Source organism: Vibrio sp. 1F279, assembly GCF_041439815.1.
GTDB classification, from domain to species: Bacteria; Pseudomonadota; Gammaproteobacteria; order Enterobacterales; family Vibrionaceae; genus Vibrio; species Vibrio tasmaniensis_A.
The window spans coordinates 249,870-270,608 of sequence record NZ_JBGOOU010000002.1 but is presented as its reverse complement, the minus strand read 5'-3'; the positions used below and the strand labels follow the sequence as shown (position 1 = coordinate 270,608).

The following is a 20,739-nucleotide window of genomic DNA, read 5'->3' as shown; positions in this document are numbered from 1 at the left end:
ATCAGTTCCAACCTGCATACCACTGCTTTAGCTGAAAATCGTGTCATTAAGTTAATACAAGTAGGCGAAGATCATCCCCGGTCTAAAGTAGCGACCAGCCGTGTATTTCAAGCCAGTACTCAGTAGCCATTTGTGCAAGCCAGCCAGCTTTTCTAGCGGGATTTCACCGCTCAACATTTTAACAAAATTATCAGTATCTTTCGTCAATGTTGGGTTGACACGACCGTCAGACAGCACACAGTTTTGATATTTAAGTACACTTAGCCAGTTTTTCGCATCATTTTGCGACAATTTAAATGCTTCTATAAGATCGTTCTCATTGACAGACACAGAGCAATTGAAGCCCTCTGGCGCTGCAAATGGAATTTTCGAATAGTCATAGAGTGCGGTATACACGGTATCCATCAATGTTTCTGCTTGCTGCGATTTACCCGCTAAATTCAACGCTGTTGCCACACTAAACTGAACACCAATCCACACATCTTGTGCCTGAAATGCTTCATGTGGTGAGCCATCGGCTAACGTCATATTCGCAACACCCAACTCAGGACTGTTAATTTCGAAGTTATGCTTATAAACATAGTCCAATGCGCGTTGGATATTATCTTGCGGGAAAATACCTTCTAAACCGATGAGCTTTAGGTAGCTATCAGCCAACAAAGCATCGCCAAAGCTGTTGTCGGAATCTGGCACTAAATCTAAGTATTCTTGTGTAAAGGCTTGAGGCGCGGTCTCACTCAGCAAGCGTTTCTTAGAGACTCTTTGAGATACCTTACTGATGTTGATGGAGGTATCCGTTTCATTTAAATAGGCATTGAGCGTGTTCTTGTCAGCAATCGTATCCCCCGTCAAAGTCAGGCCTAAGGTTTCCAGTTCTTGGTAGCCCGCACCTGTTAAATGCTTGGCTTGAACAGGAGTCACGAAGAAGTGGTAGTAACCCTCTTTCTCATCCCACAAGCTTTGCTCAACTGTTACCAACGCCTTTTTAGAACGCGTTAAGTAGCCCGCGGCTAACTCACTTTCATTCATCAATTTTGCAAGTTCGCTCGCGGCTTGCAGACCTGCAACCCAAAGGCTCGCGCAGTAAATAGAGATGCCGTGAGACGCAAGGTTATCAAAGGTATCGTCTGTGCCACGGGTTAGCGGTAAATCATCGCCTTCAGCAATCAAGTTCGATAAGAAATCGATGCTTTCAGTTACGGCTTGCCAGCACTCTTTAACCACTGAAATATCTTGGGTGTTTTGATAGTGACGGTACACCATCAGAATGTACTTCGGCGCTAAGTCCTTCCATTCTTTCACGTTGTGCCAGCTGTACGCATCTGGCTGGATGTCGAATGGACTGCCCAAGTCGTGGATCACCGCACCTCGAATAGCACGCACGCCTTGGTACTTGTCATCAATCAATTCGGCATTCGGCGTCGCTTCATACTCCCAGTATCGGCGTTCGGTAAAATCTTCCGCCAAAATGGCTTTCGAGAACTCTTTCATCACGCAGCCATCAAGCTCAGGCAACAAATAAAGCAGTGAGAATGAGCCGTAGAAGTACACATCCAGAGAGTTAAAGAATGGGTAGTCGACACACTCTTTCACCAAGAACTTATCTTCTTTATCCCATACCGTTGATTCGGCTAGGAAGGACAATGAGTTCATTGCCATCGTCGCATAACGCAATGCCGATTCTGGCTGCGATATCTTGCTTTGAGCTTGCTTTAGGAAAGCGGTTTGTTGTTCGACGATCTGTTGCTCAATCGCTTCTAGCTCTGGTAATACATCTTCTAACATCGGCAGAGCTGGTTGTGTTTGCGGGTAAAATTGCGTGTAAGCCTTATCTGAATGCCAACCATTAAGCATAACTTTGCTGTGCGCCATTACCTGTGCAAAACGCAGGTCAACAGACTCACCCGCTTCCAATTCAACCTGAACCACCACCAATGCGCTCAGAGCTTCACGCCCTGTGTAGATACCGGTTTGGAACTCAGTGTTTGTGCGGCCTGTTTTCAGTGCGAACTCTGTTTGCTGAGCACTCTTAGAGGTGTAAAGCGTTGGCTTCACAGAAATCGAAACCTTACCAGATTCCGTCAACTGGTTATCCGCTTGAACACCAAACACCACTTCGCCTTCAATATCGCTCTGATAAGGCGACTGGCTAGAAAGCTGAACACCGGTAAAGCTGTGACTTTCGCCTTTTAAGTTAACCACTTCATGCTGCTGAGCGATCGGATTTTGAGATAAGGTACAAGCCGAATCTTGAATGCCATCACGACCTTTTTGATAGGTTGAACCAATCAAGTTTTGTAGCGGTTGAGCAAGCGTAATCACGCGCGTTTGCGATGAATTATTGGTTAATTCGAAGTGATTCCAGTGCATAGGTAAAGAACAAAGGCGTTTGTTCTCTTTAACGATCGGAGAAACTACCTTACGCTTTATATTAATATTTTCGAAGCTATTGTATTTATATTCAGCCAATGGATATAAAGCTTGATATTCTATACCTCTGCCATTAACACTATCTATGTTATTATTATCACCCGCGGTAAGCGATAATAACTTCGTTGTATCATTTGTTAATAAACCATTAAAGAAATCTAAGGCGACATATAATTGACAAATTGTTGAAGCAGAATCTTCTTCAATCAATAATTGAGTCTTATTTGAAAACTCAACGTTCCACTTTGTAAAGTTAGCTTTATTTTCTTGGTAGAATCGACCATTTTTTAATGCTGATCGAATCAGGTTAATCGCATTCGATATGTTTTTGCTTTCGATCTTGTTGCCATCGAACAAGGCAGGATAAAAGTTCAGGTGAACGCTCAGCTCTTGCTCATCACTGACTTGCAGCGTATCGATGGTCGGCACATTCATCACCGACGCATAAAAATCATTAAAATTAATAACTTGCTCTGAACAATCGACAAATATCCCCGGAATAAAGCTGAAATTTGGTGTTTTCCCGTTTGGCGTCAGTGTAAATGTGTTACCAATTCCGCCCACCGCCATACCTGTATTTTCTGGTGTGGTAGAAATTGGTGTGTACCAAGGTTGAATAAATTCAACTGCATCACCTTTTTTACATAAGTGTTCCGAATTTCCTGAGTAACTCGTATATGGAATTTTATTATTCATTTTAAAACCGCCATTGAATATTTTTTTCTTCTTGTTAATATCTTTTTAAAATGGAGACATCAACATGTTTAAAATTATAAATGAAAAATTTGGAAATATTGACTCTGTCACATTAATAAACCACCAACATGGTATAGAACTTCAAATAATCAATGGATTTGGTGCTGTTATTAATAAATATATCGTAAATAACAGTCCATTCTCTTTTATTTGTGGTTATCAGAATTATGATGAACTGATCAACCAACATCCGTTCTTTTCCCGCAGTGCTAAATTATTCCCTTTTCCAAACCGTTTAAACTTAGGTCGTTACAGTTTCGATAACCAAAACCATCAACTCCCAGCTAATTTTCCTTGGTCTGATCACGCCGTACACGGCCTGCTCTACAACCAACCTTTTTCAATCACAAACAACGTAGCCACTGAAGAATCCGCCAGTGTGACGTTGCAGTATCAAACGTCGTCATTGCACCCTGCTTTCCCGTTTGCTTTCAGCCTTGATGTAACCTTCACGGTTGACGTCACTGGCAAGCTCACTTCCTCAACAACCGTCTCTAACCTTGGTGATTCAGCCTTCCCATTCGGTGATGCTTGGCACCCTTACTTTTCACTCGGTACTGAGCTAGCACAATGTGGACTCGCTATGTCGCCTTGCTCTGAGGTCATACACGAAAACGACCTACCCAATGGTGAAAAACACGCTTTTGACCGTTTGTCTTTGGACGATTCACTCACCAATCAAAGCTTAAATCACTGCTTTGAATTTGATTCCAAGACAACCAACCAACTTGCGTTTACGCGCTCAGATTCATCTGCCGCTATTCGCTATCAACAAGATGCAAGCTACCCATTCGTTCAGCTTTACACACCGACGAGCGAACAAAGTATTGCAATAGAACCAATGACTTGCCCAGCTGATGCATTCAATAACCAGATAGGCTTATTGACGCTTAGCCCGAACCAATCTCAGACCTTTACTTGGCAATGCCAAGCTAGTTATCAACCAAAGTGATGCAGCCAAAATAAAGCGACACTAAAGAGAAACCAAAAAGCAATAAAGGGCGCATAAAGCGCCCTTCTCTTTGTTAACCTAAAACCACCTCGATGGTGTGCTCACCAGAGGTAAATACTGGCGCTTTATTACCTGAAATCAGGTCACCATTCACCTTCATCTCAACCACACCTTTACATACGTTATTCGGGTTCGTGACATGAATATGGTATGTCGCGCCACGGAACTGACGGCGGACTTTGAATTCAGGCCATTCTGCCGGAATACATGGGTCCACCAGCAAGCCATCCACTTCAGGACGAACACCCAGAATCCATTGCGTACCCGCTACGTATGTCCAAGATGAAGTACCTGAAAGCCATGCATTTCGGCCTAAACCAAACTGCTTATGTTCATCACCCAAAATGTTTTGTGGGTAGCAGTAAGGCTCAGATTCGAAGGTATCGATGTCGTCGTTCTTAGAAGCTGGGTTGATTTGACGGTAGTACTCATAAGCACGCTCACCGTTGCCCATTTTCGCTTCTGCGATCATCACCCAAGGGTTGGAATGCAAGAAGATACCACCGTTCTCTTTTGCACCTGGTGGGTAAGTTGAAACACCACCTAGCTGCGGATCAAAGCCGTTGTAACCAGGAGTTGAAAGCTTAATGCCATTCGCTGTATTCAGCTTGTTGTAAACAGAATCTAGCGCTTGAGTAGCACGTTCTTGAGTCGCGAAACCAGAAATCACAGGCCAACTTTGACCGTTAGTGTAGATCTGCCCTTGCTCATTTTTATGAGAGCCGATTGGTAAACCTTGCTCATCAAAGTAACGAACAAACCACTCACCATCCCAACCGCACTCATTCACCGTACTCTGCATCTGTTGATACTGATCTTTAAACTTAGCTGTCAGTTGCACTTCGCCACGCAGCTCACACAAGTCCAACATGTCGAGTAGTGCTTTGCCGTACATGTTCGCCACCATCATCGACTCAGCACCCGTTGGCAGGTTTACCGTGTCATTCCAGTCAGCAAAACCTAATAACGGTAGGCCGTGCTCACCAGTATTGGTGTAGGTAAATTCAATCGCGCGGCACAGGTGGTTCCAAACCGTTCCCGTTTCAACTGGGTTGCCCGCTTTGTCTTTTTGATAGAACGGGATCTCTTTGTTCAAGAAGTCTGCATTGCCCGTTTCTTTCACATATTGCGTCACCGCGTAGATGATCCACAGGTGATCATCACCGTAGTAATCAGGGCGATCTTCCTCTTCACGTGAGTCACCCGCGTTCGCTTCCATCGTTGATGGGAAGAACTGATGCATCGCAGAACCATTGGTGTTCTGAACAGACAACAGACGCTCAATGAACTCACGCGCCTCTTCCGGCATGTGGGTAATTACGCCCAATGTATCTTGCGAAGAATCACGGAAACCGATGCCACGAGCACCATAGCCAAGCTGATACAGAGACAAGTAACGAGACCAGTTTTTGGTTGTGTGACACTGACGTGGATTATGTACGTTCAGCATCGAGTTCATTGCCGGATCTGGCGTTTCAACCTGAACCGCTTGTAGGTAACCATCCCAATGTTCAGCCAGTTCAGCGAAAGCAGAATCGACCACTTGATGGTCACGATATTTAGCCAATAGAGGCAATGCTGCTTCTAGGCTCTGTTCTTGCGCGATTTGTACAATCGTACGTTCTGTCTGCTCTGGAGATAACCAACCTAGACGCAGGTTCAGTGCGCCAATGTTGTCGCCACGCAAACACTCGGTGTTGCCTAATTCATCATTGTTTAGTGCTTGTGGTGCTGCCCATGTGCCGTAGCCCAAATTACCTAGGAATGATTGGCGATCACCATCAAAAGACGTCGCAGGGCGATCCGCTGTCATCAGGTTCACCGCGTAGTCACGCTTCATGAAAGCATACTGCTCAAGCACGGTATGACCCGACTCTTGCTGATGCGCTTTCAGCGTCATGGTTTGTGGAACCCAGTCCGCATTGAGTAGCTGTTTAAGCGCATCGAAGTGTGTGAATTCATACACAGGTACCACATCAACGTGCAGTGCTTTGTCTGAAATGTTGGTGACTTTGATGTCTTGTAGCAGTACTTGGTCAGCTTTTGGTACAAAGAAAGTCGCTTCACAACGCACACCAAACGCTTCTGCAATGATGGTGGTGTAAGACAAGCCCGTGTGGTTTTCAAACTTCTCGAGCGGCTTCAAGGTTGGCGTGTAGAAAGGTGAGAACACCTCTACGTTGCCCGCTTCATCACGCACCTTGAGGTACATGGTCGAGCCTTTAAAATCTGAGTTTGGCAGTTGAGCAATGTACTTAGTGATACGGTTAAGTGCAGGATCGCCCTTACACAACAGGACGCCGCCGTTGCTATCGACAATGCCACCGAAATCTAATGTGCCGACATAGTTACACCATTTGATCGGTGTACACGGTGTGGTTGCTACGTATTCTTTGTTTTTATCGTCAAAATATCCGAATTTCATCATCACTATTCCTAGCCCCTCCCAAATCAGGAGGAGCCAAAACAATTTGTCGTAAGTTGGTTGGTGTCAGCTCATGGCTGATTTAAATTGACTGGCTAGCTCGCTAGCGAGTTCTCACTCAGAGCATCAAACAAGTGGAAAGCATCCAAATCCAAGTAAAGCGTCAAATCTTTTACATCCACTTCAGCCGCTTGGGTTTCAACCATCAGCGGTTGACCGCCAATTTCTGTTTTCAGAAGAATGCTCGCGCCCAGTAATTCCTTGTCTTTGATTTTCACAGGGAATGGCAGCACGCGGTCGTGGTCAACTTGCTCGGCACGTAGGTGAATGTCTGTTGGACGAACACCAAAATGCAGCGCTAGGTTCTTAGACGCCAGAGACTTAAAGCGCTCAGGCAGTGGGATATGAACATCGCCAATTTCAACGAAGTACTCGCCTTCTTTTTCAATCAGTTTTGCTTCCAACATGTTCATTGACGGGTTACCAATGAATTGCGCGACAAACTTGTTTGCAGGACGCTGGAACACTTCGGTTGGTGTACCAACTTGAGCAACATAACCGTCTTTCAGGATCACGATGCGATCCGCCAATGTCATCGCTTCGATCTGATCGTGGGTTACGTAGATCGTAGTGGTTTTAAGTTCACGATGTAGGTGTTTGATCTCTTCACGCATCACGCCACGAAGTTTTGCATCTAGGTTAGATAACGGCTCATCAAACAAGAAAACCTTAGGCGTACGAACCATCGCACGACCCATTGCCACACGTTGACGTTGACCACCAGAAAGCTCTTTTGGCTTACGGTTCAGTAGCGGGTCAAGCTCTAGCATTTTCGCTGCTTTTAGCACTTCTACGTCGATTTCTGCTTTTGGCATGCCCTTCAGTTTTAGCGCAAAGGCGATGTTCTCGTACACCGTCATATGTGGGTACAGTGCGTAGCTTTGGAATACCATCGCTAAGTCACGGTCTTTCGCGTCGACTTTATTCATCAGCTTGCCGCCAACCACGATGTCACCAGAACTGATACTTTCAAGGCCAGCAAGCATGCGTAGCGTTGTCGATTTACCACAGCCAGATGGGCCAAGGAAAACCACGAACTCACCGTCTTCAACCGTAAAATCAAACTCTTTGACGACTTCAACATCACCGAATGATTTTTTGATGTTCTTAAATTCTACTTTAGCCATTATCTGTTCTCCTCAGGGCGCTCTAGCAGCATATTTCGGTACGCAATTGCGCTCTGTTTCAATGTTCTTTCTTGGGTGGTGTAGTCAACATGGACAATGCCAAAACGCTGGCAGTAGCCGAATGCCCACTCAAAGTTATCCATCAAGCTCCAAGCGAAGTAACCGTCGACTTTCACACCCGCTTCAACCGCGTTGTGAACCGCTTCGATATGACCTTGGAAATAGCGAACACGTTGGTCATCCATCACTTGTCCGTTAACACGCTCGTCGTTGCCTGCAGCACCGTTCTCTGTAATGTAGATAGGTGGCATATTTTCGTAACGAGCATCCAGTCTTACCAATAAATCAGTTAAACCTTGTGGGTTAATTTCCCAGCCGATGTAAGTGTGTTCTGCGTCAGTCTGTTTTACTGATTCAATGTCGCCGTTCTCATTGAAGCGAGCGACATTGCGTGTGTAGTAGTTGATACCGATGTAATCGACTGGTGCGCTGATGATGTCTAAATCGCCTTCTAGAATCATCGGCATGTTCATCGCTTGGCGCTCAACCACTAACTGTGGGTATTCGCCTTTCAATACTGGGTCGATGAACCAGTGGTAGTTCTCGGCTTCGCAGTAATCGGCTGCCGCTTGGTCTTGTGGCGTCAGCGGGTAAGCTGGCGTCGCGTTGAATACCACACCATGCTTAGCATGAGGGGCATTTTTACGAAGGATCGGCATAGCCAAACCGTGTGCCAGCATTAGGTGGTGAGATGCTAGGTAGCCTTCTTTTTCACCCTTGATACCTGGTGCATGTTCGCCCCAACGGTAGCCTAGGAATGCAGACACAAACGGTTCATTCAGCGTGGTGTACACATCGATATTGTCACCAAAGTATTTACTCACCACTTCTGCGTATTCTGCGAATTTATAAGACGTTTCGCGGTTTAGCCAGCCGCCTTTATCTTCAAGGTATTGCGGAAGATCCCAGTGATACAGCGTCACATATACCTTCATGCCACGAGCATGACACTCATCGATGATCTGACCGTAAAACTCTAGACCTTGCTGGTTGACGACACCGTCTTGTGGCAGGATGCGCGGCCATGCAATAGAGAGACGGTAAGCATCAACGCCTAAGCCTTGAATCATCTCGATATCTTGTTTCCATAAGTGGTAGTGGTCACACGCCACATCACCATTGTCGCCGTTATCGACCTTGCCCGGCGTCTTGCAGAAAGTGTCCCAGATAGACGGTGTACGACCGCCCTCTTCAACGCCGCCTTCAATTTGGTATGAAGATGTCGCGACACCGAATACAAATTCCTTACTGCGTAACTTTGAATCACTTGGAAGTTGATATTTATTCATTGTTATAACCCTTAAACCTAACCTTTGACTGCGCCGGACGTTAAACCACTGATCATCTGTTTCGATGCGAACAAGTAAGTAATCACGAGCGGTAAAATAGAAATTGTGGTACCTAGCATTACCGCGCCCCATGGCGTATTCGGAATACCTTGAACACTTCGAAGTGCTTGCGTAATAACATAGTTATCTGGGTTGTTAAGCACCACGAGAGGCTGCATAAACATGTTCCAGAAGAAAACGAACTGAACGATAGCCAGTGTTGCCAGTGCTGGCTTCATCAGTGGCAGTACCACGCTCCAGTACGTTCTGAACTCACCTGCACCATCCAATTTCGCCGCTTCAAGTAGCTCTTTTGGAATCGATGCAATCACGTGCTGACGCATCAAGAAGATACCAAATGGTGTGGTGGTGAACGGTAGCCATACCGCCATGTGGTTATCCAACAAGCCTAAGAATTTCACGATCATGAAGTAAGGGATCAAGCTAAGCACAGGCGGAATCGCCATTGAGCCAACCAGCATGCCGAACAACACGTTCTTACCGCGGAACTTAAACACAGCAAATGCGTAGCCACCCATGCTACAAAACAGCAGCGAGATGGTGGTGCCTAAGAAAGCCACGTAAATCGAGTTAAACATCGCTTTCCAAAACGGCATGATTTCAAGCAATTTGGCGTAGTTAATCGCCAGGCTATCGCCAATCGCAAAGCTAATGCCCGTGCCGAAAATTTCAGAACGGTCACGCGTTGATAGCAGTGCCGACCATACAAATGGAAAGACTGTAATTAGCGCTGAAACAACCAGTAAGATACCTAGCATGACCATCAAGATCTTAGTCAGAATGAACATGCTGCGCTCGCTTGGTATCAGTCCACTTAGTGGTGAGGTATTTGTCTTAATTGATGTCGACATCTTAATGTTCCCCTAAGCCTTTCTTACCGAAGAGTAAAAATTGAACCAATGTACAAGTCGCGATGAGTGCAAACAGTAACCACGAGATAGCAGATGCTGTACCCATTTCTAGCCATTCCCAACCCACTTTGTAGAGGTACATCGAGATAGTTAAACCAGATTGGCCAGTACCACCTGTACCACGCGTTAGGACGAACGGTTCTTCAAACATTTGCAGGTTACCGATGATGGTCATCGTGATAGCAAAGAAGATGAATGGACGAATCATTGGTAGTGAAATGTTCCAGAAGCGGCGGAAGGCATTGGCACCATCCATACGTGCAGCTTCTAAGATGTCTTTAGGAATCGTCATTAAACCCGTGGTGTAAAGGACGATGTTAAAACCGGTGTATTTCCAGAAAACCATGATTGCGATAGACGGCTTCACCATAGTGGCATCGTCTAACCAACGGATTGGTTGGAAATCGTTAACCCAAGCGAATGCCCAACCAAACAGCGTGCTATCGGCCAGAGCCATTAGCGTTTGGTTAATAATTCCTGAGTTAGGAGAGTACATATTGAAGAAAATCAGTGATGCTGCGACCGTTGATGTAATGAACGGTAGAAAGTACGCCGATGTTAGCCAGTGACGCATACGGTCACCCATTGAAACCAACATGTAAGCCACTGGAATAGCGACTAAGTGCTGAGCCACGCCTGAAGTGATCGCTAGCCAAAGCGTGTTCTTCAATGAACGCCATAGCCATGGGTCCGTTAAAGCAATGTGATAGTTCTCAAAACCAACGAACTCCATCGCATCCATGCCTCTTACCGGGTTCCACTCGTGGAACGACAGGTAAACAGAGAACAACAGCGGGAAGATCCCAAATACAGAAAAAATGATCAGAAACGGCAGAAGAAATCCATACGGTGTAAGCGCTTTCAAATTTAGACGAGAAAAAAGGCTTTTGTCCGCAGGTTCTATCGTTGTGCTCGCTGTATGATTCATAGTAACGACCTCTTAAAAAGGAAGCGCGTTATCCACGCTTCCTCACTTACTTAAAGTAAAAACAAATTAAAGGTTACGCGTGCGACGCTTGATTAGACGCTCTGCCTCTTTAAGCGCAGTCTTGATGTCTTTACCTTCATCAAGTACTTCCATCAATGCGTTCTCTAAGATAATAGAACGTGCAACGTGGTCGCCTTGTGCTGGAGAGACGGGTTTGATGTTTTGCGCCACTTCAGCAAAAAGAAGACGGGCTTTTTGTCCGCCTAGGAACTCCATCTCTTCTTGGAAAAGCTCATCGTCATACGTTGTGATGTTCGCAGGGAAAGCAGCAATCGTTTCGAAGTGCTTAAGCTGCACTTCACGATCCGTCGTCATGTATTCAATAAGCGCCCAAGCTTCATCTGGATTGTCTGATTGAGTTGGAATTGAAAGGAATGAACCACCCCAGCTGCCATAGATGCCATCAGGTAGGTTTTCTACTGCCCACTTACCTTTAGTTTCAGGAGCAATCCAGTTGTTTAGGTGACCAAGAAGCCAAGCGCCAGAAAGTTGAGTTGCAAATGTGCCGTTGCGGAAGCCTTCGTACCATTCGTTAGACCAAGCCAGAATGCGGCCGTCTAAGCCTTTGTCGCGAATTTCTTTTGCTACTTCAAAAGCGTGAACAAAACGCTCTGATGTAACCACTGGGTTGCCATCTTTATCGAAGTACAGACCTTCACCTTCAGGAACGGTCGTGAAGATAATCGCTTGTGCCACGTCGGCTGCCGAAGCGATAAGTTGTACGTTTTGCTCTTTCAGTTTTTCACCAGCAGCAATGTATGAATCCCAATCTTTGATTGCTTCTTCTACATCAATGCCCGCTTTTTCGAACACGTCGGTACGGTAGTACATAACACCTGGACCTAGGTCGACAGGGATACCATACATATCGCCGTCAGCGCCTTTGCCTTGTGCCCATGCGTAAGGTGCGAATCGTTCTTCGTATTTATCTGCACCGTAGTTTTCAGACAGGTTAACTAGGCCGCCAGAGCCAACAAATGGACCAATTTTCTCAACGTCGACAACAATCACATCACCGGCACCAGAACCCGTTGCAAGGTTCGTTGTGAGTTTCGTGTGGTGGTCACCGTGGTTGTTCATAAGGTAATCAACTTTGATACCCGTTTCCTTTTCGAAATCAGGCAGTAATACCTTCAGGCTGCTATCGAAATCAGGGAAACCGTCGAAACGAATTTCTTTGTCTGCTGCATTTGCAGCTGTTGTACCTAATCCTAAAGCAACCGCGCATGAAAGCGCTAAGGTCTTAAATTTCATGTTCTATCCTTAATATTTTTATAGGGTAACTGGTAAATCCGATACCGAGTTTCTAGTGACCAACGTCGGCAGCAATTTAAAGTTCACGTCATGTTTTATTTTTTTTAGCTTCTGTAGAGTGAGCTGTACTGCTTCAACGCTCATCTCTTCAATAGGGAAATTAATGGTGGTCAAACTAGGGGTCAGATAGCGCGCGAAGATGGTGTTATCGAAGCCCACCAGTGATACATCTTTAGGAACAGACAGTCCCTCTTGATGCAACACCTCGAAGGCGCCAAATGCCATGTGGTCATTCGAAGCAAATACTGCTGTGAAATGACACTTACGATTAATCAGCTTCTTCATAGCACTGATGCCCGTCTCTTCAGTAAAGCCCGCTTCCGATACTAATGCTTCATCGTATGGCACACCCGCTTCTTCCAAGGCCTTTCGATACCCCTGCAAACGCCCCCTAGCATCTGCTTTATCTAAAGGCCCGGTAATACACGCGATATCTGTATGTCCCTTTTGCAAAAGATATTGAGTAGCGAGTAGCCCCCCGACTTCGTTATCAATATCAATGCAACTCATCGCCATTTCTGGGATGAAGCGGTTAATTAAAACCACAGGGGTCCCCTGTTCTTCCAATTCAATTAAATAATCATCACTGAGCAGTTGAGTATGAAGAATCAAAGCATCAACACGACGCCCCAACAGAAACTCCACAGACTCACGTTGCCCTTGCTCTGTATTCGAACCCGCTGTAACCACAGCGTGGTAACCAAAGCGGCGTAGGTTTTCTTCTATGCAATGCAAAATGCCTGAATAGAAAGAACCGCCCAGTTCTGGAACAACAACACCCACACTACCGGTACGACTTGAAGCCAAGGCTTGAGCGATAGAGTTCGGGCGATAACCCAGCTCCTTGATCGCTTTTTCAACCTTTAATTTCTTGTCATGACTGACTCTGCTAGTGCCATTAATAACCCTAGACACTGTCGCCTGAGACACACCTGCATGTTCTGATACGTGTTTAATTGTTGCCACTCGAACCTCGATACTTCATTAGCTTGTAACCGCTTACAAAACGATTATTAAAGAAAGGCGTCTTGGTTGAAGTGAGTGTCATCACACTAAAGTTGGAGGTAAAAAGGGCAGTTGTGGAAATCATGAAAGCGCTTACAGATTAACTTCACGCCATGAAACTGTTTCATGAGATCATGAATCCATAGTTAGTCAGTTTTGTTAAAAGTTATAGTTCAGTGAAGGGGTTTCAAAATAACTATCGGCGTATCCAATACAATTGATGTCTAGTATTCCTCCTATCTAGCCTATTGATATACAAGGGCTACGATGCGACTTAGCCATTACTATTAACAAGGGTAAATCAACGTGTGCGAGATAAATTAAAATAATATGAAACGGGGTATTGAAGACGGTATGGAGAATAAGTGAAGAGGCCATACCAAATGATAGAACAGGTATTAAAGACGAAAAAAAGGGCACATAAAATGTGCCCAAGAATGGAGTTAATTGAAACGTGCCCTAATTAATCTGCCTTTAGGGCTAAAATGGACAGTATTTACTACTTTTAAACACAGGCTCTTTGAAAATATGCCTAATTCAAAGAGCTGCTGTCGCTAGCTTGTGATTACCACCAAGCTTCAAACATTGCGCCGAATGACAATGTATCTACATTACCATTGTCTTTTGGAGCGCCTTTTGTCTCTACATCACCCACGGTTGTGTAGAAGCGAAGCATTGGACGACTCCAAGGTAAGCCACCTAGAGAAACGTTTTGAGATAGAGTTACCTTCCACGCGTTTTCTTCGCCGTCGTCATCGTAATCAACCATGCCGTAACCCGCTTCTAACCATGTAGAATGAACGTCATCCCATTGGTACTGTGGACGAACGATACCTGCATACTCAGTGTTATCGCGAGCTAAGTCTGCACCAGAGTTATCTTTATACGACACTAGGTAATCAATGATGAATTTATCCGATGCTGCGTAGTTACCTTCAATGCTTGCGTAAAAAGTTTTATAGTCGCCTTTCAACTCAAATACCGATGAATCTGCACCATCACCATACTTAACGACTAACTTGTTGGAATCTCCTAAACCAAGAGTTGCACCCACTAGGTATGCCGTTTCATCGCTCACTTTAGTACCAGCTGTTACCACTTTTTTCGTTTGACCTGTTTTTTGGTCGATCACATATTTAGTTGAACTCGCTGTATCCGCTTCATCTGAAGCAAAACCGTAGTTCGCATACAAGTCTAGTTGACCGATACCCGCGTTAATTGAATGAAGTTTAGAAGTAATTGCGTATCGACCATTGTCATTTACGAGGCCGCCTTTCACTTGGCCAACAAAGCCCATATCTAGCTTAGCGCCACCGAAATCTAGGTTGTTAAAGCCAGCGCCTTGACCATCGTGTGTCATCCAGAAGTAATCATTCAAACCTTGTTGCGGACGTTGGTGGAAGTCGCGACCAGCCCACATGTAAAGCTCTGGTTGGCTTTCAAATACATTAGTCACACCAGCGTACATTTTTTTCATGCTCAAGCCGCCATCGTCAGCCCAAGCGTCAGCTTCCCAGTGGTCAGCCATGAATACGACGTCCCAAATCGCACCATTGTCAGCTTCGAAAAGCTTAGCTAGCTGAACCTCACCACCATTAGCTTCGTTACCCAAACGACCGACAGAACGACCTGTTGTACCGATGTCTACGTAACGTTCATCACCGCTCTTGTAGTGAGCGCCGTAACGAGCATAACCAGAGAAGACGATGCCATCTGGCACCTTAGTTTCAGCCGTTAAAACCGCGGGTTGTTGATCGTTAATATAATCAATATCAACAACCTTAGATTCTAACTCTTGAATTCGTTTTTCTAGTGCTTCGATATTAGTATCAGCAGCAAAAGAAGAGAGTGAAGCAAGCGAAGCCGCCACTGCGACCGTTATTGGCAAAAGCTTAAATTTTTGCATTGTAATTCCCTATTATTTTTTTGAGTTTTCATCGAACAGGGAAATATTAAGCAATGAAAGCGTTGAAAAGTTAGTTGCTGTTCACACTGATAAACTAGCCTAAATACCATGAAACTTTTAGAGTTATCACCAGAAATGGTTATTTATTTATAATCAGATAGATAGACGTAAAAATCCGTAAAAATACAGCTTGAAATCGCTTTCATTTCATCAGTAATGGCGGGGTCTATCACGGAAAAGAGTGTGGTGGAGCGAGGAAAATATGGTGAAATTTTGATTGGTTTTCGTAAATATGAAAAGCCTCAAAATCTAAGGCAGATTTTGAGGCTTTTGGGATTGAGTCAAATACCCAGTTATCTAAAATTAAGTATTTTCTAGATTGAATCTAGGGACTCTATTCCCATATTGAACAGGGTAAATGCGTAGATATCAGCAGTGAGATCGATCGCTTTACTCAGCGGCATTCCAGCACCATGGCCCGCATTAACATCGATACGAATCATCACGGGCGCACCGCCTTCATGCTTATCTTGCAGCTCTGAGATGAACTTATAAGAGTGAGCAGGTACCACGCGGTCATCGTGATCGGCAGTCGTCACCAGAGTTGCTGGATAATCCGTGCCACGCACCACATTATGAACCGGAGAATAACCAAGCAGATATTCGAACATCTCTTTGTTTTGCGCGGATGTGCCATAGTCGTACGCCCAACCTTCGCCAGACGTGAATGTGTGGTAACGCAACATGTCCAACACCCCAACCGCAGGCAGAGCCACTTGGAACAGCTCTGGCCTTTGTGTCATACAAGCGCCTACCAGCAAGCCTCCGTTAGAACCGCCGCGAATCGCCAACTTATCGCTACTGGTATAGTTTTCTTCAATTAAGAACTCGGCAGCAGCAATGAAGTCATCAAATACGTTTTGCTTCTGTTGTTGTGTACCCGCTTTGTGCCACGCCTTACCATACTCGCCACCGCCACGCAGGTTTGGCACCGCATATACGCCACCCAGTTCTAGCCAACTGCCAACAGTCCCCGAGAAAGAAGGCGTTAGGCTAACGTTAAAGCCACCATAGGCGTACAACATGGTTGGGTTATTGCCATCTAACACTAATCCCTTCTTATAAGAGATAAGCATCGGAACCTGAGTTCCATCCTTCGAGGTATAGAAGACTTGTTTAGACTCAAATTGATCCGACTCAAACGGAGACTCAGAGCGTTGGTAGATTTTAGAGCTTCCAGATTCAACATCAAAAGAGAAAATTGTTGGCGGCGTAACATAGTTGGTAAAGGTGTAATAAAGCTGAGATTGCTCGTTTTTTCCACCTAAGCCACTGGCCGTTCCCAGCCCAGGCAAATGAATGTCACGAACTAGGTTACCTTGGTAATCCAACTGCTCAACCTTAGACACCACATCCACCATGTAGTGAGCAAACAAGTAACCACCGCCCGTGCTGATATCTAACGGCTGTGGCTTTTCAGGAATGATATCGAGCCACTGTTGACTGCGAGTATCAAAGCTCACCACCTTGCCATTAGGCGCATCGAGATTGGTGTATAAAATGAAGACTTCATCTTGGTTATCGATGAGGTACGTATCGCTATCCACATGATCAATCAGCGTGTTCAGCGATTGTTCAGGTGAATTTAAATCGATATAGAACAGTCTGTTACCCGATGTCGACTCTCGACCTAAAATGATCAAGTAACGGTCGTCTTCGGTGGTGTAACCCGACACATAGCGGTGCTGCTCGGCGTTATTCTCACCAAAAACCACTTTGTCGCTAGCTTGCTCTGTACCCAACTCATGGAAGTAAAGTTTGTGCTGTTCGGTGCGTGCCGAAAGCTGGCTTCCGTCTGGCTTGTCATAGCTAGAGTAATAAAAGCCGCGATTACCCAACCAAGAAATACCGGTAAATTTAGCGTCTGTGATTTCGGCTTCAAGCTGCTGCTTAGTCTCAGTATCAATCACAAAGATCTTACGCCAGTCGCTACCACCCTCTGAAATACTGTATGCCACTAGGCTGTAATCTTTCGAAAACGACACCGAGCCCAGTGATGTGGTGCCATCTTCCGAGAAGGTATTCGGATCTAGGAACACTTCAACCTGCAGGCCTTCTTTCTGACGATAAAGAATGCTGTGATTCTGCAGGCCGTCGTTCTTATAGAAATAGGTGTAATCACCTCGCACAAACGGCTGCGAGCTCTTTTTGTAATCTTGCGCTTTCGCTAATCGCTCTCGCAGTTCTGCGCGATACGGGATTTGAGCGAGGTAATCAAACGTCACTTCATTCTGGCTTGCCACCCACTGTGCGGTTTCGTCACTTCTGTCGTCTTCTAACCAGCGATATGGGTCTTCGACTATCTGACCAAAATAGTCATCGCTGACGATCTGTTTGTTGGTGACTGGATATTGATACTCTTTTAAATAGCTCATCGTGATCCTTGTTAAAAATAGTGTGAAATCGTCAGGTAACGCGTTCTGATGTGTTCAATCAATAACTTAATCTTGTTCGGTGGCTGACGAGTGAACGGGTACACCGCATAAATACCCAGCTTTTTACCGACTAAATCAGGGAAGATATCCACCAGCTGGCCGTTGCGAATATCGTGATACACCAGACAACGTGGCACGTACGCCACACCATGACCGCCCAAAGCGGCTTTTCGTAATGCCGTCGCGTTATCGGTAGAGAAAGAGCCAGAGACGCGTACGATGTATTTGTCGTTGTCGGTACAGCCATCCTTACTGTGTAAGAACTGCCACTCACTGGCGCCTGTCGTTTGATAAGCGTATTGCAAGCAATTGTGCTCAACCAAATCCTTGGGCTGCATCGGCTTACCGTTCTTAGCGATATAAGATGGCGAGGCACACACCACCCATTGTGAATCCAATATATGACGGGCAATAAGGCTGGAATCTTCCAAGTAACCGGTTCGAATGACCAAGTCGAGACCATCCTCAACCAAATCAACAAATCGATTGTTAAGAGACATATCGACCGTTAAACCTGGGTGCATATTACAAAACTCGGCAACAGCGTCTGCGAGAATCAAATCTCCGGAGATAGTAGGCACTGACATTTTGATATGACCACTGACATTTTCACCAAAGCCTGAAACTGCGTCCATAGCCTCTTGAGCCGCCTGCTTCACATTTTTGGCTCCGTGTAACATTGCCTTACCCGCCTCGGTCAGCGTCAATTTACGCGTGGTTCGATATAATAGCTGCACGCCAATCTCTTCTTCCAAACGCGCAATTCTCTTACTAACTACCGAATTTGTAAGGTTATTTTGTTCTGCCACCTTACTAAAACTACCCAGCTCTACTACCTGTGAAAACAGGATCAAATCGTCTGCTCGCATTTGATTATGCCAATTTTGGAATTAATTATTTTCATTATTTCCCTATATCAATAAAAAATAAAGGGGTAAATTCACGCCAAATTAACAAAACAATTACAAAAACAGCTTTTGCAATCACATCGGTTACAAATAAAGCGACTCTAATTACAACAATTGAATCCATGAGATTCAGATTACACCTACAAAACTAATGACGTGTTATTCACTTCAAACATGAACGTTTGAAAACAAGTACGAGGAAGTACCCATGAGTGAAACTCTACTAGCTTTATTGGCCTTTTCGCCAATAGTTGTTGCAGCGATTCTGCTGGTTGGCCTTAACTGGCCCGCAAAAAAAGCAATGCCCGTGGCATTTGCATTAACCGTTGCTATCGCCCTATTCGCATGGGATATGTCTAGCACTCGCGTGCTGGCTTCAGTATTCCAAGGATTCGGCATTACCGTGTCGGTTCTCTGGATTGTGTTTGGCGCCATCTTCTTATTAAACACTTTGAAACACACCGGAGCTATCACCACCATCCGCAACGGATTTACTGACATATCAGCAGACCGTCGTGTACAAGCGATCATCATTGCTTGGTGTTTTGGTTCATTCATTGAAGGTGCGTCTGGCTTCGGCACACCCGCTGCAATCGCCGCTCCGTTATTGGTTGCAATTGGCTTCCCAGCGTTAGCTGCGGTACTGATGGGCATGATGATTCAATCTACGCCGGTATCGTTCGGCGCGGTGGGTACACCTATCATTGTTGGCGTAAACAAAGGTTTGGATACGCACAACATCGGTGAAAGCCTGATTGCCAATGGTTCAACATGGGATGCTTACCTACAACAGATCACATCAAGTGTTGCAATCATCCACGCCTGCGTTGGTGTGATGATTCCTGTATTGATGGCAATGATGCTGACTCGCTTCTTCGGTAAGAATAAAAGCTGGACTGAAGGTCTTGATATCCTGCCATTCGCACTGTTCGCAGGTGCCGCTTTCACCATTCCTTACGCACTAACGGGTGTTTTCCTCGGTGCTGAGTTCCCATCACTGATTGGTGGTTTGGTTGGCCTTGCTATTGTTGTAACAGCAGCAAAACGTGGCTTCCTAGTACCTAAATCAAAATGGGATTTTGAGAGCGAAGACAAGTGGCCAGCAGAATGGCTAGGTTCTTTGAAAATCGATCTAGATGACAACAACCAAAACCATAAGAAAATGAGCATGGCGATGGCATGGGCACCTTACGTGCTGCTCGCTGTCACTCTAGTTGCTAGCCGTGTTAGCCCTGAGTTCAAAGGCCTGCTTAAGAGCGTTAGCCTTTCTTTCAGCAACATCCTTGGCGAGACAGGCGTAAGCACAGCGATTCAACCTCTGTATCTACCTGGCGGTATCTTGGTCTTCGTCGCACTGGTTGCTGTTCTAATGCAATCACGCAGCGCAACACCACTGGCTAAAGCCTTCGGTGAATCGAGCAAGACTCTGATTGGCGCAGGCTTTGTGTTGGTGTTCACCATCCCAATGGTTCGTATCTTTATTAACTCTGGCGTGAACGGCGCTGATTTAGCAAGTATGCCAGTAACCACTGCAAACTTTGCAGCTGACCTAGTCGGCAGCGCATTCCCAGCGTTAAGTGCCACGGTTGGTGCGTTAGGTGCCTTCATTGCAGGTTCGAACACCGTTTCAAACATGATGTTCAGCCAGTTCCAATTCGAAGTAGCACAAACTCTGTCTATCTCTAGTGCTGTGGTTGTTGCTCTGCAAGCCGTTGGTGCTGCAGCTGGTAACATGATTGCGATTCACAACGTGGTAGCCGCATCGGCGACCGTAGGCTTGCTAGGACGCGAAGGCGCAACACTACGTAAGACAATCATCCCAACGTTCTACTACTTGGTGATGACAGGAATCATCGGCCTAGTGGTTATCTACGGCTTCAAAATGACAGACGCACTTATGTAAACCATAAGTCGTTACAAAAGCACTTGGCGTTAATACTCAATTCCCCGACTGCAACACCGTCTAATAAGACAGTTGATGAGTTTCGGAATG

General features: G+C 45.5%; 13 protein-coding genes. 2 read left to right on the top strand and 11 right to left on the bottom strand.

Features of this window, described 5'->3' with window-relative positions; translation table 11 throughout:
* Positions 1-51: 51 nt before the first annotated feature.
* Positions 52-3,126, bottom strand: a complete 3,075-nt coding sequence (locus ACED60_RS02965) for a GH116 family glycosyl hydrolase (protein WP_371726901.1) — start codon at positions 3,124-3,126, stop codon at positions 52-54.
* 64 nt (positions 3,127-3,190) lie between these two features.
* On the opposite strand from ACED60_RS02965, the gene ACED60_RS02960 reads away from it, so the two are divergent.
* Entirely contained in the window at positions 3,191-4,138 is a 948-nt protein-coding gene (locus tag ACED60_RS02960) for an aldose 1-epimerase (RefSeq protein WP_371726900.1), read from the top strand.
* Between the two features lie 73 nt (positions 4,139-4,211).
* Here the strand turns inward: ACED60_RS02960 and ACED60_RS02955 are convergent, their stop codons facing one another.
* The 10 genes from ACED60_RS02955 to ACED60_RS02910 form a co-directional block, all read right to left on the bottom strand.
* Positions 4,212-6,626 (bottom strand): GH36-type glycosyl hydrolase domain-containing protein, encoded by a 2,415-nt coding sequence (locus tag ACED60_RS02955; protein ID WP_371726899.1) that lies wholly within the window; start codon positions 6,624-6,626, stop codon positions 4,212-4,214.
* Between the two features lie 92 nt (positions 6,627-6,718).
* Positions 6,719-7,810 (bottom strand): ABC transporter ATP-binding protein, encoded by a 1,092-nt coding sequence (locus ACED60_RS02950; protein WP_009846155.1) that lies wholly within the window; start codon positions 7,808-7,810, stop codon positions 6,719-6,721.
* A complete protein-coding gene (locus ACED60_RS02945; protein WP_371726898.1) occupies positions 7,810-9,159 on the bottom strand; it encodes a GH1 family beta-glucosidase in 1,350 nt (449 codons plus the stop codon). Before ACED60_RS02945 ends, ACED60_RS02950 begins: the two co-directional genes overlap by 1 nt.
* A 17-nt stretch (positions 9,160-9,176) precedes the next feature.
* Positions 9,177-10,070 (bottom strand): carbohydrate ABC transporter permease, encoded by an 894-nt coding sequence (locus ACED60_RS02940; RefSeq protein WP_009846153.1) that lies wholly within the window; start codon positions 10,068-10,070, stop codon positions 9,177-9,179.
* Position 10,071: 1 nt separating this feature from the next.
* Complete coding sequence (locus tag ACED60_RS02935) at positions 10,072-11,058, bottom strand: carbohydrate ABC transporter permease (RefSeq protein ID WP_009846152.1); 987 nt, start codon at positions 11,056-11,058, stop codon at positions 10,072-10,074.
* A gap of 66 nt (positions 11,059-11,124) precedes the next feature.
* Positions 11,125-12,372 carry an ABC transporter substrate-binding protein gene (locus ACED60_RS02930; protein WP_017083012.1) on the bottom strand — a complete coding sequence of 416 codons (1,248 nt, stop codon included), beginning with the start codon at positions 12,370-12,372 and terminating at the stop codon, positions 11,125-11,127.
* A gap of 18 nt (positions 12,373-12,390) precedes the next feature.
* Positions 12,391-13,398 (bottom strand): LacI family DNA-binding transcriptional regulator, encoded by a 1,008-nt coding sequence (locus ACED60_RS02925; protein ID WP_009846150.1) that lies wholly within the window; start codon positions 13,396-13,398, stop codon positions 12,391-12,393.
* Positions 13,399-14,002: 604 nt separating this feature from the next.
* Positions 14,003-15,343: a carbohydrate porin gene (locus ACED60_RS02920; protein WP_371726897.1), complete on the bottom strand. Its 1,341-nt coding sequence runs from the start codon at positions 15,341-15,343 to the stop codon at positions 14,003-14,005.
* A 374-nt stretch (positions 15,344-15,717) separates the two neighbouring features.
* Complete coding sequence (locus tag ACED60_RS02915) at positions 15,718-17,778, bottom strand: prolyl oligopeptidase family protein (protein ID WP_371726896.1); 2,061 nt, start codon at positions 17,776-17,778, stop codon at positions 15,718-15,720.
* A gap of 11 nt (positions 17,779-17,789) precedes the next feature.
* Positions 17,790-18,707 carry a LysR family transcriptional regulator gene (locus ACED60_RS02910; RefSeq protein ID WP_009846145.1) on the bottom strand — a complete coding sequence of 306 codons (918 nt, stop codon included), beginning with the start codon at positions 18,705-18,707 and terminating at the stop codon, positions 17,790-17,792.
* Positions 18,708-18,954: 247 nt separating this feature from the next.
* Here ACED60_RS02910 and ACED60_RS02905 point away from each other — a divergent pair, with 247 nt between their 5' ends.
* Positions 18,955-20,649, top strand: a complete 1,695-nt coding sequence (locus ACED60_RS02905; RefSeq protein ID WP_076648578.1) for an L-lactate permease — start codon at positions 18,955-18,957, stop codon at positions 20,647-20,649.
* Positions 20,650-20,739 lie beyond the last annotated feature (90 nt).